Below are 19,150 nucleotides of genomic sequence, written 5' to 3'. Positions count from 1 at the left end.
CCGCCGCTTTGCGGGACATCCCGGCCCAGCTGTCAAATAGCCGCCAGGCCCGACGATCTGTTCACCAGAATAGTGCGATTGCGGCCCGCGCGCTTGGCCTCGTAAAGGGCTTCGTCAGCACGGTTCAGGAGATCGCGCAGGTCCGTTGGCTCGTCCATCGATACGACGCCGACGCTGAGGGTCGCGCCGATCTTATGTCCGGCCACCGTCTCGGTTGCGGCGCGGAAGGCTTTGCGCAGACGTTCCCCAGCGACGAAAGCATCCTCGGCCGGGGTATCCGGCAAGAGACAGACGAATTCCTCGCCACCGATGCGGTAGACCACATCGCGCTTGCGTAGGACGGCTTCAGCCGTGCGCGCGGCAATGACAATCACCTGGTCGCCGAAGTCATGCCCGTAGCGGTCATTGATCGCCTTGAAGTCATCGATATCCACCACCAGCAGGCCGAAGGGCGACGCCGCCGTTCGGCGGCTGCGCGTCCAGGCGTCCGCCCGTTCCTCGAAGGCGCGCCGGTTCTGGACGCCGGTGAGCGGATCGAGGATCGCCATGCGGTAATTGTCGAGCGCCACTCGCTCGCGCGAGAGGGCGATGAGAAAGGCGCTGACGAGGAGCGCCTGGGTGACCACGGCGAGATTATAGACGACGGTCGCCCATATCTCGCCGGGCGCCGACCCGAGCGGTGCCGGCAGAAAAGCTACGAAGGGCACGCGCAGGGCGGCAAGGATGGCATAGGCCGTGAAGACGCCGAGCAGGATCGACCGCGAAGGAAGATCCTCGGTGCGACTTCGCCAGAGTTCGCGGGCCGCCAGGCCGTTGAACAGGGCGACGATGAACGCCCGCAGGGCGGCACTCGTCGTGTCGAGCTCGAAGGCCTGAAAAACGGTGGCCGAGAGCACGAGCCATACGGTCGCGACGAGGATGACGAGGCCGGGAAGGACAGGCCGGCCGTAGAGGATGCGGACAGCCTGCCAGCCGAAGCCATAGGCGAGAAGGATGAACCAGACCGCCAGCCGCCCTGACCATCGGCCGGGCAAGATCGTGGGGTCGACCAAGGAGGCGCCGCCACACATGCCCATGAGGAACGGCAGGCTCAGCCACAGGAACCGCCCATGCCCTTCCTTCAAAGAGAAGATCAGGAAGAGCGCGCCGATCAAGGCGAACAATACGACGCTGTAGGCGATCAAGGTGGAGGTATCGACACTCAACCGGACGTTCCTGACGACTGTGATGCGACGACGAAGGTCAGTCTTATCGCATTACCGCGCCGGATCTGCCCAATTCAAGAATGTCGTACCCCATGGTCGGTCATTCAATATCCACAGTCGGGTTCGCACCTGGCGGCTTTGATCGCCAGCCCTCCGATCTGGCCGCGACCGCCCTTCCCCCGCCGCGAGCGGGCGAACAGGCGGTGAATGATCGTGCGGAGAGCCGTGATCGCCGATCCGCGGCCGGCCGGAGCCGATCAGTTCAGGACGATGGCGAGAACAGCGAGAAGGACCAAGACAACAGCCAATATGGCGAGCGTCGGAATACGCCGCACGCTCTCCTCGCTGCCGCCGATGCCGCGCTTGTGCTCGTTGGTGTCGTGCGGGGCCTGGCCGAGGTCGGCTCTCACCTCGCTTCGGCGCGCGAGCTCGACCTCTTCATACGTCGCCGGCGCGCCTCCAGCCTCGTCGTCGGTCCCGAGCGGCGCGGCGGCGGGATCGGGCATGCGGACCTTGTCGCCCGTACGCCCTCGGTCGATGTCGTCGCGCAGTTTGTCCGGCGTAGGCATGATGAGCTCCCGAGCCTCAGCGCCTGCCGAGGCTGTTCGAGGGAACTTGCAGGAGCGATCGTCGGTTCCCTCCTCGGACAGCCTAGGACGTGAGATGGGGAAGTATCGCGATGAAAGCCGTCCTGTATGACGAGGAGACAGCCCGCGCGAAGGGCATCGGCCCGGGATGGTGGGTGATCGACGATATCGGCACGCCGCTCTTCGGGCCCTATGCCACCCGCGAGGCCGCCATCCTGGCCATCGGCAAGAACAGCACGCCCGACGAGTTCAAATAACCGCGCAAGACGAATGGGCGGCGGCCTGCACCACCGCCCATCATCGGCACCGCCTCGATCAAAAAGTCGCCGCCTCAGGCGGCCTTCTTGTTGACCCGCATGGTGGCTAGCTTGGTCAGGAGCTTGTCGGTCTTCACTTCTTCCTGCAGCGTCTGGTCCAGCAAATCGGCCGCTTCCTTGAAGCCGAGTTGGCCAGCCCAGGTCTTGAGCGTGCCATAGCGGGCGATCTCGTAATGCTCCACCGCCTGAGCCGCGGCGATCAAACCGGCATCGAGCGCCTCCGAGCCCTCGAATTCTTCCATGACTTCCTTGCTTTCCTCGATAATGCCGAGAATAGCGTCGCAAGTCTTGGCGCGTGCCGGCTTGTTGATCAGCTCGAACACCTGCTGCAAGCGCTCCACTTGCGCTTCTGTTTCGTCCCTATGGGTTTCGAAAGCCTGCTTGAGTTCCGGAGAAGCAGCGCCCCGCGCCATCTTCGGCAATGCACGCAGGATCTGCTTCTCGGCGTGAAGGACATCCTTCAGCGTCTCGACGAACAGCACTTCAAGATTTTTCTCTTTGGCCATGTCGCAGGGCTCCCTGATTTCGTGGCAAGGACCTCGCACCATCCTTGCGAAAGTCCTGTGCTCGGCTTCGTGAGCAGTTCGAGCGCCATCGGCTTCAATCGCTCGAGACTGCCGAAGCTAACAAACCGGGGGCGCGCTTGTTCCTGCGAGGCTGCCGCTCACTGGGTCACGGGTGTCAGGGTGAGATCCGCGACGCCGACTGCCAGATCGACACCGGTCATGCCCTCGACGGAACTGGGGTGAAGAGCGACCGAGCGATTGGATCCGCCCACGAGCACATTGGCGCCGAGACCGAGGGCAAAGGCGACATCTGCCGATGCGCCGACATATTCACCGGCCAGATCGCCGGGACCGACGTTCTTGGTCACGGTGAACACTTCCCAGATGAGAATGCCGGCCCCGGTGACGCCGAGATCGATGCCGAACCGCTTGATCACACCGCGATAGACGCCGGTCAGCTGTCCGGGGATGCCGCCGGTGCGCAACTCGCACTGCATCTCCTGGCGCGAACCGACTACGAAGCCGACGGACGGCGCCACCGCGCACCGCAGCCGGCCGATCTGGATGTGCTTGCCGATCTCGCCGGAGGCCAGCGGCGATGTCTGCGCGGCTGCGGGTCGAGCCTCCGCGACAATGCCGCAGGCGAGCGACAGCCCCAACAGGATACCGAGGCGCTTCTTGATCGACCGTGGATTTAACATATGCCGTCCCTGCTGAACGTGTGGAGCAAATGCCCGGCTCGCCGCGTTCAGATGGCGATCCGAGCTCCTGGGCGTGCGTCTCGACATGACCCGACGAGCGACAGGAATGACGACGATCGCGTGGATCCGGGGAACGATATCGTCGCCGCGCTCTGCGCCGACATGCGCCCCGCCTGCTCCGTTCAGTCAGCCATGATGTCCGCGGTTGCGAACACTGCCCCAGCCTCGCCGCCCATCATCCAGGCCGTTGTGCCGGACAAGTCACGCGCCAAGACTTCATGGCAGAAAAAGCTTCATTCTTCTCGCATCTCTGCCGTCTTTGGTTAACGCTCGTCACGTTCGACATGGAAAGTCGGGGTCATTACCCCCAAATCTACACTGTGTTGATCGAAGAGCCCCTTCTGTGCGATTGTCACAGAACAGTGGTAGGAGCATTGAGTTGACCGTAAGAGCAGTGACCAGCGCACAGTTGCGGGCAGCGCGCGGACTCGTCAATTGGACGGTGCGGGACCTCGCAGAGCACAGCAAGGTTCACCGCAACACGATCTCCGCCTTCGAGAGCGACAAGACCGTGCCGAATCACGCGACGCTCGCGGCCCTGCGCGGCGCCCTCGAACGGGCTGGCGTCGTCTTTGTCGAGGACGGCGCGGCCAGCCCGAGCGGCGGACCGGGCGTTCGCCTGCGTCGGCAGCCGGCGGAGTGGCTGAGGCCGGAAGAGCTCTCGGCCGAAAACGACGGATAGGCCTACTTCGGCAGGCCGTTGATGACGAAAAGCGCGTTGATGAACTGATCCGGCGGGAAAGACCCGAAACTGCGCGCATAAATCTTCTTGATGCGGTCCGTCCGGTAGAGTTCGGCAAGCGTCGCATCGACCAGCAGCCGGAAAATATCATCGCCGCGCGGCAGGGCGAGCGCATAGGTCTCGAAGGTGAAATACTGATCCGAGATTTTGAGGCCCGCCGAATCGCGGCTGTTCACCAACAGGTAGTTGAGAATTCCGCGGTCGGCGAAATAGGCGTCGATCTCGCCGTTGGTCAGCTGCTTGACGCCCGCCGGGTGATTGCTCGTCGGCACGATCGTGGCCTTGATGTCGAGCTGGCCCAAGGTCGTCCGCAAGGTCTCCTCTGTCGTCGTACCCCCGAGAACCCCGATCCGCTTTCCGCGCAGATCCTCGAGGCCGTGCACCTGCCCCGTGCGAAACAGCACGCCGGCACCGTCGATGAAGGTCGGCAAAGAGAAATCCACGGTCGCCCGACGCGACATGGTCATGGAGGTGGGTTCGCAGAGAAGGTCGATCTTGCCGTCCCGCAGCACGTCGAAACGGTTTGCCGCGGTCACCTCGACATAGTCGATGGCGAGTTTCGGCAGCTGGCGCGAGGCTTTGACGCTGTTGGCCACCTCCCGGCAAAGGTCGACGATATAGCCGGCCGGGTCACCACTCGTGGTGCGGTAGGAATAGGGCGCGGCATCGGCGCGAAAGCCGATTCTGAGCGTGCCGGTCTCCGCGATGCGCGCCAGTGTGTCGGCCGCGAAAGCCTGTGACGCCAGCAGCGCCACAAGCCCGACGATCGGCAAACTCCATAGCGACGAGATCTTCATGGCCACCCCTGCCCTCCCTGTTCAGATGAAGCCAGGGTAAGCCAGTTTGGCGATCAGCGTAAATGATGTGGCTCAGGCCGCCCGGTGCAAATCGCCGCCCGGCATCGGCTGCGGCACGCCCGTCGTCGTCGGCAGGCTGAGAGGCAGACCGCGCAGGCTGCGCACGGCGAGATAAGCGAAAGCCTCCGCCTCCAGGAAGTCGCCGTGCCAGCCGACGACCTCGACAGGCTCGACAGGGACGCCGAGGCGTTCGGCGAGTCGCGTCATGAGATGACGATTGTGGCGACCCCCGCCGGTGACGAGCCAGCGCGCCGGCCGCCGCGGCACATGGGCGAGGCTCGCCGCGACCGATTCGACGGTGAAGGCGGTCAGCGTCGCCGCGCCATCGGCATCGGAGAGGTGCTCGACGTCGGCCGCGCGGCGGTGGAAGTCGTTGCGGTCGAGAGACTTCGGCGCTGGACGCGCGAAGAAGGGATTGCCCAGGAAGGCCGCGACGAGATCTGCCCGGACGAGTCCCTTCGCTGCGAGTTCGCCGTTCGCGTCATAGGCGAGGCCGCGCCGGCGGCGGACGAAATCGTCGATCAGCGCGCTCGCCGGCCCCGTATCGAAGGCGATCACCACATCGCCGTCGAGATAGGTGACATTGGCGACGCCGCCGAGATTGAGCACCATCAGCGGCTCGCCGAGGCCCGCCGCAAGGGCTCTATGATAGAGGGGGGCGAGCGGCGCGCCCTCCCCGCCGGCGTCCACATCCGCATGGCGAAAGCGATTGACGGTATCGATACCGAGCCGGCGCGCCACCTCCGCACCGAAACCGAGCTGCCGTGTGAAGCGGCGTTCGGGCCGATGGTAGACCGTCTGGCCGTGGAGGCCGATCAGATCGACCTCGCGCCTGGAGAGGCCGACCTCCCCCATGAATGTCTCGACGGCGGCGATATGGGCGTCGGTCACCGCCTGTTCGAGTTCTGCGAGCGGCTCGGTGAGCGCCCGCTCGGGCTCCGCGATGAGCGCAAGAAGCTCGGCCCTGACCGCGTCGGGATAGGGGATGGTGCGCCCGGCACCCGGCTCGACGCGCCGGTCGCCGTCGGTCCTCGCCACGGCGACATCGATGCCGTCCATCGAGGTGCCGCTGATCACCCCGATGGCGGTCAGCCTGTCCTGTTCCATGCGCGCCCCTGCCCCGCCCCGCCGTCAGCTCGAGTCAAAGCTTCTTGTCGCGGAGATAGTCGGCCAAGCCGACATTGGTATATTGGTCGAGCTCCTCGGCGGCCTGTTGAAAGCGGTCGCGCATCGCGAGCATGGCCCGCACGAGCTGGGCCGATTCCTGCGGCACGCCCAGCCGCATCCAGGCATCGATGGTGCGCATGGGCAAGCCGACGACGCGGCCGAACTCATGCACGGAGGCATAGCCGAGGGTCTGGACGGTTTCGCGCAGTTCATCCGGCGACATGCGGGGTTCGACGGCATGGGCGTGGATGCGGTCGAGCACATGGCGGATGTCGCCCGGCGAGAAGCGGAAGGCGCGGTCCACGATCCGGCTGAGGTCGGGTGGAAACTGGTTCGACATCGAATGGCGCCCCTGTTGCATGGGGTCAGTCTAAACGGCTCGCACGGCTTGCGAAAGTCCGGCAGCCTTCATTCCTCGGGCGCCATTCGGGCGACGAAGGCCGGCGGAAGCGGCGCCATACCGAAAGCGCTGAAGCGCACGAGCGTGGCATAGCCCGCATCGATCAGGCTGTTCTCGTCGCCGGCCGAGGTGGTCTTCGGCCGGCCGCGCGGCACCACGAGCGTGGTCACCTCATCACCCGTTGCGACGACCTCGGCGCTGGACGCGATCTTGTCGCGGGTGATGAAGGCCTGGCGCAGTTCCGCCGGCAGGCGTCTCGGCAGGTTCAGCGAGAGGAAATGACCCTCGACGAGCCACTCACTGCGCGCCGTCCACAGGCGCTCGATCAATTCGGCGAGCCAGGCGGCGTCGCCGGGCGCAACCTCCGGGTGCTTGTTGCGCGAGAAGCCGATGGCCGGCACGCCCCAGAAGGTCGCCTCACGCGCGATGCCGAGCGTGCCCGAATAGGCGACGTCCTCGCCCACATTGCGGCCGTCGTTGACGCCGGCGAGCACGAGATCGGGCTTCGGGCCATCCTTGAACAACCAGGCCATGGCGGCCACGACGCAATCGGCCGGCCTTCCCGAGCAGCTGAAATGGCGCGGGCCACGGCGCGTCAGCGTGAGTGGCGCGGCGATCGTCAGGCTCTGGCTCGCGGCGGTGTGCTTCACCTCCGGCGCGATGACATGGACGTCCTCCGTGACCCTCAGCACCGCCTGTTCCAGCGCCGCCAGGCCTGGAGCCGTAAAGCCGTCGTCGTTTGAAATCAGGATGCGCATGGGCTCACGTCTAAAGCTCGAAAGTCTGCCCGGCGACGGCGGTTGCCACAAGCGAGAGCACGCGGGCGGCAATCGGCCCGAGTTCGGCCAGCGTACAGGAATGGCCGAAGCTCATGCGCGGCTTCATGGCCGCGAGCAGCGCGATATTTTCGGCCAGCGTCGGGTGGGTCGGCAGCCGCTGCCAGGCGGCTTGGCCGGCGGCCAGCATGACCTCCGCGGGACTGCCCGCCGGCAGATGTCCGGTGAGCAGCACGGGATGGGCGTCCTTCGCCGCGCGCGCCAGGAATTCCGCCGAGGGTCCCGCCAGCCCCATGCCGTCATGGGCGAGAAGCGGCCTGTCGGGCCAGCCCGGGCCGCCCCAGTCCTGCGCATGCGCGAGCTTCTGCGCAAGCTTCTCCTTGACCCCCGGCCAGAGCCAGCGCTCGTCGGCGATCTGGGCGGCGAGGCCATCGCGCATGCCGGCGGCGATGGCGAGCGGGCGGTCGAGAATGGCCATCAGCTCCAGCGAACGGCCGGCGAGCGGCGTCGGCAAGAGGCATTGCGGATGCGCATCGACCCAGGCGACGACGGCTGCGGCGCGCTGCGTCGCGGGCACGTCGTCGCTGCCATAGGAGGCGTCGAAGAGAACGACATCGCTCGGCGGCGGCGCGTCATAGGCGAAGACGGCGCTCGCCGGAACGATGTCCCCGCAATGGAGCACGCGGTGCCCCTCGCCTTCCGCCGCGCACCAGACGCCGCCGACCGCATGGCCGTTGCGGCCCGTGCGGATGGTGAGATCGCCAATGGCGAGCGTCTCGCCCGGCGCGAAGGTCTCGATGACAGCATCACGCACCAGCGCTCGATCCGCCGGCTCGGCATAGGCGGCGAGGCAGGCCTCGGTATCGCCGCGCGTTTCCGGCGTCATCAGAATGCGCCCGCCAAAACCCTGGGCGAGGCACCAGCCGAGCCCGCCGACATGATCCTCATGGGCATGGGTGACGATCAGGGCATCCGCCTGCCCGAGCTCCTCGGCACTGATGGCAGGGTAGTAGTCGCGGCCCGTTGCGCTCGTGTTGACGCCGATATCGATGATGAGCCGCGTGCGCGCCGTCTCCAGGCCCACGCTGACGCCCTTGCCACCGAAGCCGCCGTAGAGCTTCAGCCTCATTGGACCGCCGCGGCGGGCGCCGGGTCCCTCTCGGGCGCGGGAATGATCCAGCCGCCGCCGGGTTTCACGGCGATCGCCACCGCATCGCCCACCGCGACCGACGACGGCTCGGGCACATCGAGCCAGAGCCGCACCTCAGGAGCTGCCTCCGCAGCGGCCTCGACGTGGAAAAGCCCGCCGCGATAGACAACGCGCATCACCCGGCAGGCGATGCCGCTGGTGCCGGCGGGTGCGATCTCAAGATCGCCTGCCCTGACGCAGACGGCGCCCGAGGGCGCGGCGCGCTGATCCGCGGCGCAGCGCAAGGTGAGGCGCTGCCCGAGCAAGTTCGCGGAGGCACGCCCCCCACCCTCCGGCGACACCTGGGTGATCGGCACGACCATGCCGTGGCCGATGAAGGAAGCGACCATCGCCGTCGCCGGCTCGCGGTAGAGCTCACTGGGCGTCGCGAGCTGCATCAGCCGGCCCTGGTCCATTACCGCGATGCGGTCGGCGAGCGCCATGGCTTCCGCCTGGTCATGGGTGATGTAGATCATGGTCGTGCCGGTGCGGCGGTGGAAATCGGCGAATTCGTCCTCCATGGAGGCGCGCAGGTGGACGTCGAGATTGGCGAGCGGCTCGTCGAGCAGCACGAGCGAGGGCGCGGCGACGAGGCAGCGTGCGAGCGCCACCCGCTGACGCTGGCCGCCCGACAGAAGCGCCGGGCGGCGATCGCCGAAGCCCGCGAGATCGACGAGTTCCAGCGCCTCGGCCACGCGCTTGTTGCGCTCGGCGGCGGAAACGCCTGCGACCCTCAGGCTGTAGCCGACATTTTCGGCGACCGTCATATGCGGCCAGAGCGCATAGTTCTGGAAGACGATGCCGACGCGCCGCCGTTCCGGCGCGAGATGGCCGGCCGTCGAGGACACGGGCCGATCGCCGATGCGGATTTCGCCCTCGTCCAGCTGATCGAAGCCCGCAACCAGCCTGAGCAGAGTGGTCTTGCCGCAGCCGGAGGGGCCGAGCACCGCGACGAATTCGCCGTCGGCTATATCAAGGCTCACCCGGTCGAGTGCCCTGTAAGTGCCGAAGATCTTGGTCACGCGGTCGAGCGTCAATCGCGCCAAGGCAGAACCCCTGCAGGAATGCGCTTGGCCATGAGAAGCGTCGACAACATCAGGGCCAATGTCACGAGAACGGTGAGGACGGCGATCGCCGCGGCATAATTGGAATCGCCGCCTTGTTCAAAGGAGAAGACGACGACGCCGAGCGTCTCGGAGCCGGATGACCAGAGCAGGGCCGAGACGGTCAGCTCATTGAAGGCGGTGAGGAACACGAGCAGAGCGCCGGCGGTCGCGGCCGGCGCGACGAGGGGAAAGATGATCGTGCGCAGCCGGAATAGGAGACCCGCACCGGCGACCTGGGCCGCTTCCTCCAGCGCCCGGTCGATCTGGTGATAGCCGCTGACGGTCGGGCGCACGCCGAGCACGAGAAAGCGCGCGAGATAGGCGAAGAGAATAATCCAGACCGTGCCGTAGAGACCGAAACCCAGGATCGGCAGCGGCTTCAGAAAGATCAGGATGGCGGCGATGGCAAGCACCACGCCCGGCAGAGCATAGGGCAGTTCCACGATGAGATTGAGCGCTCTGAGAGGCGGCGAGCGGCGCCATACCAGGAAATAGCTCAGGGGCACGCAGAGGAGCATGATGACGACAGCCGCCGTGGCCGACAGGGCAAAGCTGTTGGCGAAGGCGCGGCGCGCTCCCTCGTGTTCGAAGAGGACGAAGGCATAATTGGCCAGCGTCGCCGTCGTGGCGTTGAGCGGCACGCCATAGGCCGGCACGAGCGAAGTGAGGAAAAGCCCGAGCATCGGCAGCACGAGGACGATGAGCGCAATCGTCCATAAGGCGATCTCGACGGGCAGCCGCCATGGGCCGAGCGCGAAAGGCCGGGCGGCGATCGAGGTCGTGGTGATGCGGAAGTCCCGCCTGCGCAGCATGATGTCCTGCAGGAGGATGCCCACCATGGCGATGACGCCGATCAGCATCGACAGTACCGCCACCTCCGACAGCACGGAGGGGCCGAGGCCCGACAGGCGCTGATAGATGAGCGTCGGCAGCACGACGAAGCGGCCGGGAATGCCGAGGAAGGCCGGGATGCCGAAATTGCCGACCGAGGAGACGAAGGCGAGCGCCACGCCGGCGACGAGTCCCGGCGTCATCAGCGGCAGAATGATGGTGCGCAGGATGGTGAAGCGGCTCGCTCCCGCCGCGAGCCCCGCCTCGATCAATTCCCGTGGCAGGCTTCTGAGGCTCGCGCGCAGCGTGAGGAAGACGAGCGGCGCATATTGGATGCCGAGGAGAAGGATGATGCCTTCGGCCGAATAGAGCGGGTTGCGGGTGCCGATGGGCGGGGCTAGCCCGATAAGCTTCAAGAGCGGACTGGCAGGCCCGACCACCTGCAGCCAGGCGAGGGCCGTGACCTGCGGCGCGATCATCAGCGGCAGCACGAAACAGAGGACGAAGGCGTTGCGCGCCCGGATATCCGTCAGAGCCACCACGAGAGCGACGACACTGCCGAGCAGGACGGCGATCAGCGTGCCGCCGATTGCCGTCTCCAGGCTGTTGAGCGTCGCCGTCCAGGTGATCGAGCTGGAGAGGGTCGCCTCGAGCGCCGCAAGGGATGGAACGCCGCTGGGCGCAAGGGCTTCAAGAACAAGCCGCGCCAGCGGCAGCAGCGACAGCAGCGCGACGATCGCGCAGAGCGCGACGAGCAAGACGTGGTCCTGGCGACGCCCAGAGGATTCCGCTGCCAGGACCATGGAACGAGAACGCCTCCTCAGCCGCCGAACATGTCGGCGAAGCGCTTCTTGTCCGCTTCGGTGGTGGACAGAACCGCCTGGGTGTCGATCGGCATCAGCTTGATCTCGGTGCCTTCAGGCAGCCAAGCCGGGTTGGGAATGCCGGCCTTGGCGGGCACATAGCCCTGCGAGACGGCGAGCTTCTGGCCGTCGTCGGAGAGAATGAAATCAATGAAGGCCTTGGATGCGTCGAGATTTTTGGTGGTCTTCAGGATGGCGACGGGTTCGGTGACGGCCGGCACGCCTTCCTTGGGGAAGACGAATTCGACAGGGGAACCCTTGGCCTTGGCGTTGAGCGCCATGAAGTCGACGAGAATGCCGTAGGACTTCTCGCCGCCGGCGACCGACTTCAGCACCGCGCCATTGCCGCGCACCGCGACCGCGTCATTGGCCTTGAGCCCCTCGAAATATTTCCAGCCGAGGTCCGGCCGCGCCGCGAAGGCGGAGAGCATGATGGCGGCAGCCCCCGAATAGAGCGGGCTCGGCATCACGATCTGGCCCTTGAGGGCGGGATCGGCGAGATCGGCCCAGGAGGTCGGCTTCTTCGCCGCTGCGGTGTTGTAGGCAATGCCCGTCGTGATGAGCTTCGAGCCGAAATAGGTCTTGCCCGGATCGTAGGAGCCCTCGCGCAGGCCGTCGATCTTGGCGCCGTCGTACTGATAGAGGCGGCCATCACGCTTCAGCGCCTCCATGCTGACGGCATCGGCGATGAGAAGCACATCGGCGCCCGGCTGGCCGCCGGCGAATTCGGCCGCCAGCTTCGACATGACTTCGACCGTGCCGGAGCGGAAGACATCGACCTCGACATCGGGATGGGCCTTGCGGAAGGCAGCGACCGTCTTGGAGGCGTCGGCTTCCGGCTGCGATGTATAGAGTACGATCTTGCCCGACTGGGCGGATGCGGGCGACAGGCCGAGCGCCAGTGCACAAGCCGCGACCGCGGCGAAAATAGCTGAAACTCTCAACGACATGGGACCCTCCCGTTACGACGGTGACGCCTTATACGGCGTTTCGCATTACACTTTGGCGACAGTCACACAGGTGTCATCGAAGCAGCAAGGTCGAAGGCGGAAGGGCTTTCCAGCCCCCGTCGGGGCAAAGCCTGCCGAGCATCGGCGCGCGGCACTTGGCAACGAATGCTGCATGAACATATATGCCAAGTCAAATACGTTTGTTCGGGCATTTTTACCCGTAGTCGCCCCCTTGAGCGAGCCACAGGTCGCCTCGCGCGAAAAATCGCGAGCACCCGGGATTAAGATGCAGTCCGGCTTCGTATACGGGGCATGATGCGCGATAATCCTCGCTTGAATGTCGTCGCCCAGCTCCCGGTCCTGCGCCGCTATGCGCGCGCCCTGACGCGCGACGCGGCCCAGGCGGAAGACCTGGTGCATGATACGCTCGTGAAGGCCTATGAGAAGCGCGACGGTTTCCGGCCGGGCCGGAACCTGCGCGGCTGGCTCCTGTCGATCCTGCACAACCACTTCATCGACGGTCTGCGCAAGCAGCGGGCGGAGGTGCTGCGCCTCACAGGCGCAAAGCACGTGACCGAGACGTCCACGCCGCCCGAACAGGACCACAGCGTGCGGCTCGCGCAGGTGGCGCAGGCCTTCATGGCCCTGCCGGACGAGCAGCGCAGCGCGCTCCATCTCGTGGCGATCGAGGGACTGAGCTACCAGGAGGCGGCCGCGACGCTCGGCATTCCGACCGGCACGCTCATGTCGCGCCTCGGCCGTGCACGGGCGGCGCTGCGTGCCTTCGAGGACGGCAATGCCGGGGAGCCGGCGGTCAAATCCTTCAAAACCCCGACATCACAGCCGGCTCATGGCCGGCCCGACCACTTGCGCGTCGTGGGAGGCTCCGATGAACAGACCGAATGATCCGATCACGGCCTTCGATCTCGACGCCTATGTCGACGACCAGCTCGACATGGCCCGGCGCATCGAGGTGGAGGACCATCTCGCCCACCACCCGACGATCGCTGCACGCGTCATGGCCGACATGCGCACGCGCGACACGCTCAGGCTGGCCTTTCCCGATCCGGCCTCGGCCATGCGCGCCGAGACGATGGAGGCCGCCCGCCGGCTGGAACGCGGCCTGGCGCGGGCTCGCGTGCTCGGCCGGCTCAGGCGTTTCGCGACGGCCGCGGTGATCGCGGCGGCCGGCTGGTTCGCCCATGCCGAATTCGGCACCTCGCAGAGCGTGGCGGCGCCGACGCCGGCTTTCGTCGACGATGCGCTCTCCGCCCGTCAGGCGGAGGCGCTACGCATCGGCACGCGGCCGCAAGCCCTGAGCGCCACCTATGACCCCGCCCAGATCCGCGCGGCGACGGATATCGCCATGCCCGCGCTGCCCAAGGGCTGGCGCGTCATCGACGTGCAAGTCGTGCCGTCATCGGCGGGACCCAGCGTCGAACTCGCCTTCGAGACGGAAGGCCTGGGCCGGGCCTTCCTGTTCGCTGCGCGCATGGACCGCTTCGCGGTGACCCCGCCGGCCATCGCCCGCAAGAGCAACGAAGCGGTCGCCTTTTGGCAGATCGGCGACACCGCCTATGCGCTGACCGCCGCCGCCGATCGCGATCTCGACGCGGCCGCGAAAACGCTCGCCAACAGCCTGTACTGATCCACCTGGAGAACACATCGATGAACGCGAACTACAGTTGGCAAAATCCCGCCGTCGCTCGGACGGGTGCTCTCTTCGACGAGGGCCTGCGGCGGCATATGCTCAAGATCTACAACTACATGAGCCTCGGTCTCGTCGTGACGGGCATCGTCGCTTATGTGGTCGGGACCACGCCGGCGCTTTATGTGCCGATCTTCCAGACGCCGCTCAAATGGGTGGTGATGCTGGCGCCGCTCGCCTTCGTCTTCTTCTTCTCCTTCCGCATGGAGCGCATGTCGGCCTCGGCGGCACAGACCACCTTCTGGGCCTTCTGCGCGGTGATGGGCCTGTCGCTCGCCTCGATCTTCCTCGTGTTCACGGGGGCGAGCATCGCGCGCACCTTCTTCATCGCCGCCGCCATGTTCGGCGCAACCAGCCTCTACGGCTACACCACCAAGCGCGATCTCTCGCAGTTCGGCTCCTTCCTGATCATGGGGCTGATCGGCGTCATCATCGCGAGCCTGGTGAACCTCTTCCTGCAGTCGAGCGCGCTGCAGTTCGCCGTCTCGGTCATCGGCATCCTCGTCTTCGTCGGCCTGACCGCCTGGGATACGCAGGCGATCAAGGAGCGTTATGCCGAGAACTTCTCCGCCGAGTCCCAGCAGAAGCTCGCCGTATTCGGCGCCTTCTCGCTCTATCTCAATTTCGTCAACATCTTCCAGCTGCTGCTGCACTTCACGGGCCAGCGCGAGGAGTGAAACCGGCGACGACCATGGGCGCGCGCCGCTTGCGATCATCGCGGGCGCGGCCATCGTAATTCCCTCATATTAGGCCCATATGCTATGACGATCGGGGCACCGGACGGATCCGGTGCCCTCTTTCTTGTAGCCCCAGCGGCGCGGCCTCACCGTGCCCGGCCAACGATGATCGCATGTACGAGCTTGACAACGTCAGTCGCGCGACGCCAGCGCCCGCCCATAGGCCTTCCGATACGCGACCGTCGCCAGAGCTCGACGGATCTCACAAGACCAGCTTATCGGAGATCCTCCAGGCGATCGCCGCGGACACGACGCGCGCCCGGATCTCGCTGCGCGATCTTCTCGCCATAGGCGACCGTGCCTTTGGCGCCCTTCTCTTCATCTTCGCCGTGCCGAATGTGATCCCGACGCCTCCGGGCACGTCGGCCATTCTCGGCATCCCGCTTCTTTTTCTGGCCGCCCAGCTTACCCTCGGCCAGGCCCAGCCCTGGCTGCCGAAGATCATCGCCGATCGCTCGATGGCCCGGGAAGACTTTGCCGCGCTCATCGCCCGGGTGGCGCCGTGGATCGCCAAAGCCGAGCGCATGCTCAAGCCGCGGCTCGATTTCATGGCCAATGCCTCGCTGGAGCGGATCATCGGCGGCGTCTGTCTGCTGCTCTCGATCGTGCTTTTTCTGCCGATACCGCTCGGCAATATGCTGCCGGCGCTCGCGGTCTGCTTCTTCGCGCTCGGCATTCTCGAGCGTGACGGCCTCGCCGTCCTCGTCGGCGCGACCCTCACGGTCGTGTCGCTCGCGGTGATCTCGGGCGTCGTTTGGGCGATCGTCGAGAGCGCGCTCTACCTCATCCGAAGCCTCTTCTGAGAGAAGGGGCGCCCGTCGCGCCCCTCCCCCGAAGCCGCTTTAAGAGGTCGCGGCGAACAGCGGCCAGACCTCGACCGTGCCGCGGTAGATCATCTCGAGCGACACATAGAGAATGATGACGAGGCCGACATAGGCGATCCAGCGGTGGCGCTGGAGAAGGCGCGCGATGAAGCTCGCGGCGATACCCATGAGGGCGATCGAAAGGGCGAGCCCGAAGATGAGCACGACCGGATGCTCGCGGGCAGCCCCGGCCACGGCGAGCACGTTGTCGAGCGACATCGACACATCCGCGATGACGATCTGCCAGGCGGCCTGGGCAAAGGTCTTGCGCGGTGCGCCGGTGGCGATCGTGCCGTCGGCGTTGAGATCCGCCTTGGCCAGCGCCTCCGCGGCGGCCTGCTCGTGTTGATGAGAGGTGCGCAGCTCGCGCCACATCTTCCAGCAGACCCACAGGAGGAGGATGCCACCGGCGAGCAGCAGACCGACGATTTGCAGAAGCTGCGTCGTCAGCGCGGCGAAGATGATGCGCAGTACGGTCGCGGCGATGATGCCGATAAGGATTGCCTTGGCGCGCTGCGCCTTGGGCAGGCCGGCGGCCGCCAGGCCGATGACGATCGCATTGTCACCGGCGAGAACGAGGTCGATCATGATGACCTGCAGGAACGCGGTCAGCGCCTCGCTCGTCAGAAGTTCGCTCATCACAGGGTATCCTCTTTCACCTCATGGGAAAGAGTGGCCCGCCCGACGGGGATCCATATCCCTCGCGGCCAACCGCCAGGACCCAGTCGGGTGGGTTCGCTCGCAGGGTCCAGCCACTGGTGAGGAAGCGCGCCGCAGGCCACTCCGTCAGACGTCCAGTCCGACATCACAGCTCGCGGGAGCTGCCAGAGGGGCCCGGCCTGGTTGTGGTGATGTAGCCGATGACGCGCGGCGGCTCAAGGCCGCTTCGTGTTCCGGGTCGTCGTGCGGGTCGTATGTAGCGCCTCGGCAGGCGCGTGGGTGAGAAGATCACCGGCCGAATTGGTTGTGTCGGAGATCGTATTGCCGAGCACTTCCACCTGGCCGCCGAAATTGTCCCGCGAATGGGGATCGACCACCGCGACCGGCGCGGAGAGGATGAGGCCTGCGGCCGTGCCCGCCGTCGCCGCCGCACCGGCGGTCACCTCGATGATCCGGTCGCCGATGCCAACGCGGGAATCGGTGATGGTCTGGCCCGCCGCGAGACGCTGGCCGATGAGCTGCACCACTTCCGGGCTCTCTGCGAATTTGCCGTGATTCAAGCTGTCGCCGGCCTTGAGCTTGGTGAGATCGAGCACGGTGAACTTATAGCCCGCCAGTTCGTCCTTGTAAGGTTCCGCTTCCGGATTGATGGCCCCGAGCCGCGCGACATTGCCCCAGACGCGGCGGGAAACGGCCAGCGCCCGGTCGTCCTGCGACACGAAGAGCGTGAAGTTCGGCCGCGGCTTGCCCATGTCGGCCATCTGCGTGCGGAAGACGTCCACATCCACATCGGGGGCCGCGAGCATCACGTTCTTGATCTTCGGCGAAACGCGGCGGTTGCGGATGGCCATTTGCCGCAGGGCTTCGAGCGTCACCCAATTGCCCATGGAATGGGCGAGGACGGAGACCTCGCCGACCGCCGGATCCCGCGTCAGCGCCTGCAGCAGATTTTCCAGGGCATTGCGCGAATAATTGGCGCTCTCGCGATCGTAGCCATAGGCGAAAATGCTGCCGCGCGAGGGCCAGGTGAAGAGCACCGGCGTCACGTCGGCGCCGGAATCGTGGATGATCTGCGCGAAGCGGAAGACCGCATCGTCGAAACGGTTGTTGAAGCCGTGGACAAAGACGAGCACGGCGCGCTTCGGCGTCTTCTTCACGGTGCGATTGAACCAGGCGAGTGCCTCAGTGCGGCTCACCGTCTCGGCTTTCACGGTGACGAAGTCGGTGGCTGGATTGCCCGGGACGCTGCGCGGCCATTGGACCTCGCCGATCTTGCGGCCGCTGTCGGGCGGGATGGAGACCGTGATCTCCGCGAAATGGGGATCGGCCCCGCGCTCTCCGGAGAACATCACGCCGGGGTCGCTCGCCACGCCGCGTGTGGTGGCGACGATCATCGCCACTTCGGATGTGCCCGGCGCCCGTTGCGCCACCGGCAGCAGCACGCCCTTCGGCGTCCCGGCGCAGGCCGCGAGGCCGAACAGTCCTATTGCTAACAAAAGGCCAGCGGCCGCGGGACGGGGACGCCGCCGACAGCGCAGGTCACGGACGACCCGCTGCCGCGCATCTGGAGCACGCGACGTCAACGCAAGACTATCAGACCGCATGCCGGACGCGCTCTCCATGAGCCGCACAGCTTGCAGGTCCGACGGCGGAGATCAAGAGAGCGCGAGCCCGGCCCGCAGATTGGCGGCACACCGTCTCCTTTTCGTCGCAGGCCCATCCGACAGGGCCTGATACCTGGAGAGTCCTTCCGACGAAACCTCGGCAAGGCGCCGAAAGTGCTCGTCGTTTCTTCCAAAGTGCCGAAGTTTGGCGCATTCTGCGGCCAGTTATGCCGTCGGAGATGAATTCATGACATTCCAATCGCATGCGCCGGACACGCCCATGCCGGTGGTCGATCTCGCCATCGTCGAGGCCAATCTGAGGCGCATGCAGGCCTACTGCGACCAGCACGGCCTCAAGCTGCGTCCGCATATCAAGACGCACAAGATCCCGGATCTCGCCCGCCGGCAGCTGGCGCTGGGTGCCGTCGGCATCACCTGCCAGAAGATCGGCGAGGCCGAGGTGATGGCCGATGCCGGCATCGATGACATCCTGATCTCCTATCCGCTGATCGGCGCGTCGAAAGTCGGCCGGCTCGGTGCCCTCGCCAAGCGCGCGCATATCTCGATCGTGGCGGACAGCCCGATGGGTATCGAGACGGCAGCGGCTGCTGCACGCGATGCCGGAGCGCGCATCGGCGTGCTTGTGGAGTTCGAGAGCGGCGGGGCGCGCGTCGGCGTGCAGTCACCGCAGGAGGCGCTGGCGCTCGCCAGGCTGATCACGCAAACGCCGGGGCTCGATTTCCTGGGCCTCATGACCTATCCGCTCGGCGAGCGGGCGGCTGCCTTCCTCGTCGAGGCGAAGCGCCTGTTCGAGGTCGAGGGGATCGCGATCCCCTCGATCTCGGCCGGCGGCACGCCCACGGCCTTCTCGGCGCATAATGTGCCCGGCGTCACCGAGCTGCGCGTCGGCACCTATATCTACAACGACCGCAATACCGTGGACGCTGGGGCGGCGGGCCTCGACGACTGCGCGCTCCACATCGAGGCGACCGTCGTCAGCCGGCCGACCGAGAACCGCGCCATCATCGATGCCGGGTCGAAGACATTGTCGAGCGATCTGACGGCGGGCGGCGCGGCGCGGGGCTATGGCCTCCTGCGCGACTATCCCGAGGCGGTGATCGTCAAGCTCAACGAGGAGCACGGCATCATCGACCTATCGGCGTGCAAGGAGAAGCCGGCGCTCGGCGAGCGCCTGCGCATCATCCCGAACCACGTCTGCGTGGTGGTCAATCTCCACGACGAGATCCTGGTTCACAACGGCGGAAGCGACGCGAAGATGGTGCGCATCGCCGCCCGCGGCCTGACACGGTGAGTTCAGGGG

General features: G+C 66.1%; 21 protein-coding genes. 7 read left to right on the top strand and 14 right to left on the bottom strand.

The features are described 5' to 3' along the window. Positions 1-32: 32 nt before the first annotated feature. Complete coding sequence (locus ACFQU1_RS19265) at positions 33-1,205, bottom strand: diguanylate cyclase (RefSeq protein ID WP_378135668.1); 1,173 nt, start codon at positions 1,203-1,205, stop codon at positions 33-35. 257 nt (positions 1,206-1,462) lie between these two features. Then, the gene (locus tag ACFQU1_RS19260) at positions 1,463-1,774 is read right to left on the bottom strand and encodes a hypothetical protein (protein ID WP_378135666.1); all 312 of its coding nucleotides are present in this window, start codon (positions 1,772-1,774) and stop codon (positions 1,463-1,465) included. Positions 1,775-1,884: 110 nt separating this feature from the next. On the opposite strand from ACFQU1_RS19260, the gene ACFQU1_RS19255 reads away from it, so the two are divergent. Then, entirely contained in the window at positions 1,885-2,049 is a 165-nt protein-coding gene (locus ACFQU1_RS19255) for a hypothetical protein (protein WP_378135665.1), read from the top strand. A gap of 74 nt (positions 2,050-2,123) precedes the next feature. Here the strand turns inward: ACFQU1_RS19255 and ACFQU1_RS19250 are convergent, their stop codons facing one another. Further along, a complete protein-coding gene (locus ACFQU1_RS19250) occupies positions 2,124-2,615 on the bottom strand; it encodes a ferritin-like domain-containing protein (RefSeq protein ID WP_378135663.1) in 492 nt (163 codons plus the stop codon). Between the two features lie 158 nt (positions 2,616-2,773). Beyond that, entirely contained in the window at positions 2,774-3,316 is a 543-nt protein-coding gene (locus ACFQU1_RS19245) for a DUF992 domain-containing protein (RefSeq protein ID WP_378135661.1), read from the bottom strand. A gap of 439 nt (positions 3,317-3,755) precedes the next feature. Here ACFQU1_RS19245 and ACFQU1_RS19240 point away from each other — a divergent pair, with 439 nt between their 5' ends. Then, the gene (locus tag ACFQU1_RS19240) at positions 3,756-4,058 is read left to right on the top strand and encodes a helix-turn-helix domain-containing protein (RefSeq protein WP_378135659.1); all 303 of its coding nucleotides are present in this window, start codon (positions 3,756-3,758) and stop codon (positions 4,056-4,058) included. Positions 4,059-4,060: 2 nt separating this feature from the next. Here the strand turns inward: ACFQU1_RS19240 and ACFQU1_RS19235 are convergent, their stop codons facing one another. The 8 genes from ACFQU1_RS19235 to ACFQU1_RS19200 all read right to left on the bottom strand — a co-directional run bounded on the left by ACFQU1_RS19235 (position 4,061) and on the right by ACFQU1_RS19200 (position 12,257). Then, positions 4,061-4,915, bottom strand: coding sequence for an amino acid ABC transporter substrate-binding protein (locus ACFQU1_RS19235; protein ID WP_378136769.1), 855 nt, complete (start codon positions 4,913-4,915; stop codon positions 4,061-4,063). 72 nt (positions 4,916-4,987) lie between these two features. Continuing rightward, positions 4,988-6,082: an anhydro-N-acetylmuramic acid kinase gene (locus ACFQU1_RS19230; RefSeq protein WP_378135657.1), complete on the bottom strand. Its 1,095-nt coding sequence runs from the start codon at positions 6,080-6,082 to the stop codon at positions 4,988-4,990. Between the two features lie 34 nt (positions 6,083-6,116). Continuing rightward, the gene (locus ACFQU1_RS19225; RefSeq protein WP_378135655.1) at positions 6,117-6,482 is read right to left on the bottom strand and encodes a hypothetical protein; all 366 of its coding nucleotides are present in this window, start codon (positions 6,480-6,482) and stop codon (positions 6,117-6,119) included. Between the two features lie 68 nt (positions 6,483-6,550). Next, a complete protein-coding gene (locus ACFQU1_RS19220) occupies positions 6,551-7,300 on the bottom strand; it encodes a 5'/3'-nucleotidase SurE (RefSeq protein ID WP_378135653.1) in 750 nt (249 codons plus the stop codon). A 10-nt stretch (positions 7,301-7,310) separates the two neighbouring features. Beyond that, complete coding sequence (locus ACFQU1_RS19215; RefSeq protein WP_378135651.1) at positions 7,311-8,447, bottom strand: MBL fold metallo-hydrolase; 1,137 nt, start codon at positions 8,445-8,447, stop codon at positions 7,311-7,313. Beyond that, the gene (locus ACFQU1_RS19210; protein WP_378135649.1) at positions 8,444-9,553 is read right to left on the bottom strand and encodes an ABC transporter ATP-binding protein; all 1,110 of its coding nucleotides are present in this window, start codon (positions 9,551-9,553) and stop codon (positions 8,444-8,446) included. The genes ACFQU1_RS19215 and ACFQU1_RS19210 overlap by 4 nt, the downstream gene beginning before the upstream one ends. Further along, complete coding sequence (locus ACFQU1_RS19205) at positions 9,541-11,247, bottom strand: ABC transporter permease (protein ID WP_378135647.1); 1,707 nt, start codon at positions 11,245-11,247, stop codon at positions 9,541-9,543. Before ACFQU1_RS19205 ends, ACFQU1_RS19210 begins: the two co-directional genes overlap by 13 nt. 17 nt (positions 11,248-11,264) lie before the next feature. Beyond that, entirely contained in the window at positions 11,265-12,257 is a 993-nt protein-coding gene (locus ACFQU1_RS19200; RefSeq protein ID WP_378135645.1) for an ABC transporter substrate-binding protein, read from the bottom strand. Between the two features lie 312 nt (positions 12,258-12,569). Here ACFQU1_RS19200 and ACFQU1_RS19195 point away from each other — a divergent pair, with 312 nt between their 5' ends. The 4 genes from ACFQU1_RS19195 to ACFQU1_RS19180 all read left to right on the top strand — a co-directional run bounded on the left by ACFQU1_RS19195 (position 12,570) and on the right by ACFQU1_RS19180 (position 15,505). Next, positions 12,570-13,163, top strand: coding sequence for a sigma-70 family RNA polymerase sigma factor (locus ACFQU1_RS19195; RefSeq protein WP_378135643.1), 594 nt, complete (start codon positions 12,570-12,572; stop codon positions 13,161-13,163). Continuing rightward, on the top strand, positions 13,147-13,905 hold the full coding sequence (locus ACFQU1_RS19190; protein WP_378135641.1) for an anti-sigma factor family protein: 759 nt from the start codon (positions 13,147-13,149) through the stop codon (positions 13,903-13,905). Before ACFQU1_RS19195 ends, ACFQU1_RS19190 begins: the two co-directional genes overlap by 17 nt. A 20-nt stretch (positions 13,906-13,925) precedes the next feature. Further along, a complete protein-coding gene (locus ACFQU1_RS19185; protein WP_378135639.1) occupies positions 13,926-14,642 on the top strand; it encodes a Bax inhibitor-1/YccA family protein in 717 nt (238 codons plus the stop codon). 173 nt (positions 14,643-14,815) lie between these two features. Next, the gene (locus ACFQU1_RS19180) at positions 14,816-15,505 is read left to right on the top strand and encodes an exopolysaccharide biosynthesis protein (protein WP_378135637.1); all 690 of its coding nucleotides are present in this window, start codon (positions 14,816-14,818) and stop codon (positions 15,503-15,505) included. Positions 15,506-15,544: 39 nt separating this feature from the next. Here the strand turns inward: ACFQU1_RS19180 and ACFQU1_RS19175 are convergent, their stop codons facing one another. After that, positions 15,545-16,204 (bottom strand): TerC family protein, encoded by a 660-nt coding sequence (locus ACFQU1_RS19175; RefSeq protein ID WP_378135635.1) that lies wholly within the window; start codon positions 16,202-16,204, stop codon positions 15,545-15,547. A gap of 236 nt (positions 16,205-16,440) precedes the next feature. Next, positions 16,441-17,829: an alpha/beta hydrolase gene (locus ACFQU1_RS19170; RefSeq protein WP_378135633.1), complete on the bottom strand. Its 1,389-nt coding sequence runs from the start codon at positions 17,827-17,829 to the stop codon at positions 16,441-16,443. A 247-nt stretch (positions 17,830-18,076) separates the two neighbouring features. On the opposite strand from ACFQU1_RS19170, the gene ACFQU1_RS19165 reads away from it, so the two are divergent. Further along, complete coding sequence (locus tag ACFQU1_RS19165) at positions 18,077-19,141, top strand: D-TA family PLP-dependent enzyme (protein ID WP_378135631.1); 1,065 nt, start codon at positions 18,077-18,079, stop codon at positions 19,139-19,141. Positions 19,142-19,150: the final 9 nt, after the last annotated feature.

Source organism: Chelatococcus sp. GCM10030263 (assembly GCF_042666455.1).
Classification (GTDB): domain Bacteria; phylum Pseudomonadota; class Alphaproteobacteria; order Rhizobiales; family Beijerinckiaceae; genus Chelatococcus.
This window is presented reverse-complemented; position numbering and strand designations above follow the sequence as displayed.

Bases quoted from the DNA above. Each gene is read 5' to 3' on its own strand.
- ACFQU1_RS19260 (WP_378135666.1), bottom strand. From the start codon at position 1,774: ATGCCTACGCCGGACAAACTGCGCGACGACATCGACCGAGGGCGTACG.
- ACFQU1_RS19255 (WP_378135665.1), top strand. From the start codon at position 1,885: ATGAAAGCCGTCCTGTATGACGAGGAGACAGCCCGCGCGAAGGGCATC.
- ACFQU1_RS19250 (WP_378135663.1), bottom strand. From the start codon at position 2,615: ATGGCCAAAGAGAAAAATCTTGAAGTGCTGTTCGTCGAGACGCTGAAG.
- ACFQU1_RS19245 (WP_378135661.1), bottom strand. From the start codon at position 3,316: ATGTTAAATCCACGGTCGATCAAGAAGCGCCTCGGTATCCTGTTGGGG.
- ACFQU1_RS19235 (WP_378136769.1), bottom strand. From the start codon at position 4,915: ATGAAGATCTCGTCGCTATGGAGTTTGCCGATCGTCGGGCTTGTGGCG.
- ACFQU1_RS19230 (WP_378135657.1), bottom strand. From the start codon at position 6,082: ATGGAACAGGACAGGCTGACCGCCATCGGGGTGATCAGCGGCACCTCG.
- ACFQU1_RS19225 (WP_378135655.1), bottom strand. From the start codon at position 6,482: ATGTCGAACCAGTTTCCACCCGACCTCAGCCGGATCGTGGACCGCGCC.
- ACFQU1_RS19220 (WP_378135653.1), bottom strand. From the start codon at position 7,300: ATGCGCATCCTGATTTCAAACGACGACGGCTTTACGGCTCCAGGCCTG.
- ACFQU1_RS19215 (WP_378135651.1), bottom strand. From the start codon at position 8,447: ATGAGGCTGAAGCTCTACGGCGGCTTCGGTGGCAAGGGCGTCAGCGTG.
- ACFQU1_RS19205 (WP_378135647.1), bottom strand. From the start codon at position 11,247: ATGGTCCTGGCAGCGGAATCCTCTGGGCGTCGCCAGGACCACGTCTTG.
- ACFQU1_RS19200 (WP_378135645.1), bottom strand. From the start codon at position 12,257: ATGTCGTTGAGAGTTTCAGCTATTTTCGCCGCGGTCGCGGCTTGTGCA.
- ACFQU1_RS19195 (WP_378135643.1), top strand. From the start codon at position 12,570: ATGATGCGCGATAATCCTCGCTTGAATGTCGTCGCCCAGCTCCCGGTC.
- ACFQU1_RS19190 (WP_378135641.1), top strand. From the start codon at position 13,147: ATGAACAGACCGAATGATCCGATCACGGCCTTCGATCTCGACGCCTAT.
- ACFQU1_RS19185 (WP_378135639.1), top strand. From the start codon at position 13,926: ATGAACGCGAACTACAGTTGGCAAAATCCCGCCGTCGCTCGGACGGGT.
- ACFQU1_RS19180 (WP_378135637.1), top strand. From the start codon at position 14,816: ATGTACGAGCTTGACAACGTCAGTCGCGCGACGCCAGCGCCCGCCCAT.
- ACFQU1_RS19175 (WP_378135635.1), bottom strand. From the start codon at position 16,204: ATGAGCGAACTTCTGACGAGCGAGGCGCTGACCGCGTTCCTGCAGGTC.
- ACFQU1_RS19170 (WP_378135633.1), bottom strand. From the start codon at position 17,829: ATGCGGTCTGATAGTCTTGCGTTGACGTCGCGTGCTCCAGATGCGCGG.
- ACFQU1_RS19165 (WP_378135631.1), top strand. From the start codon at position 18,077: ATGACATTCCAATCGCATGCGCCGGACACGCCCATGCCGGTGGTCGAT.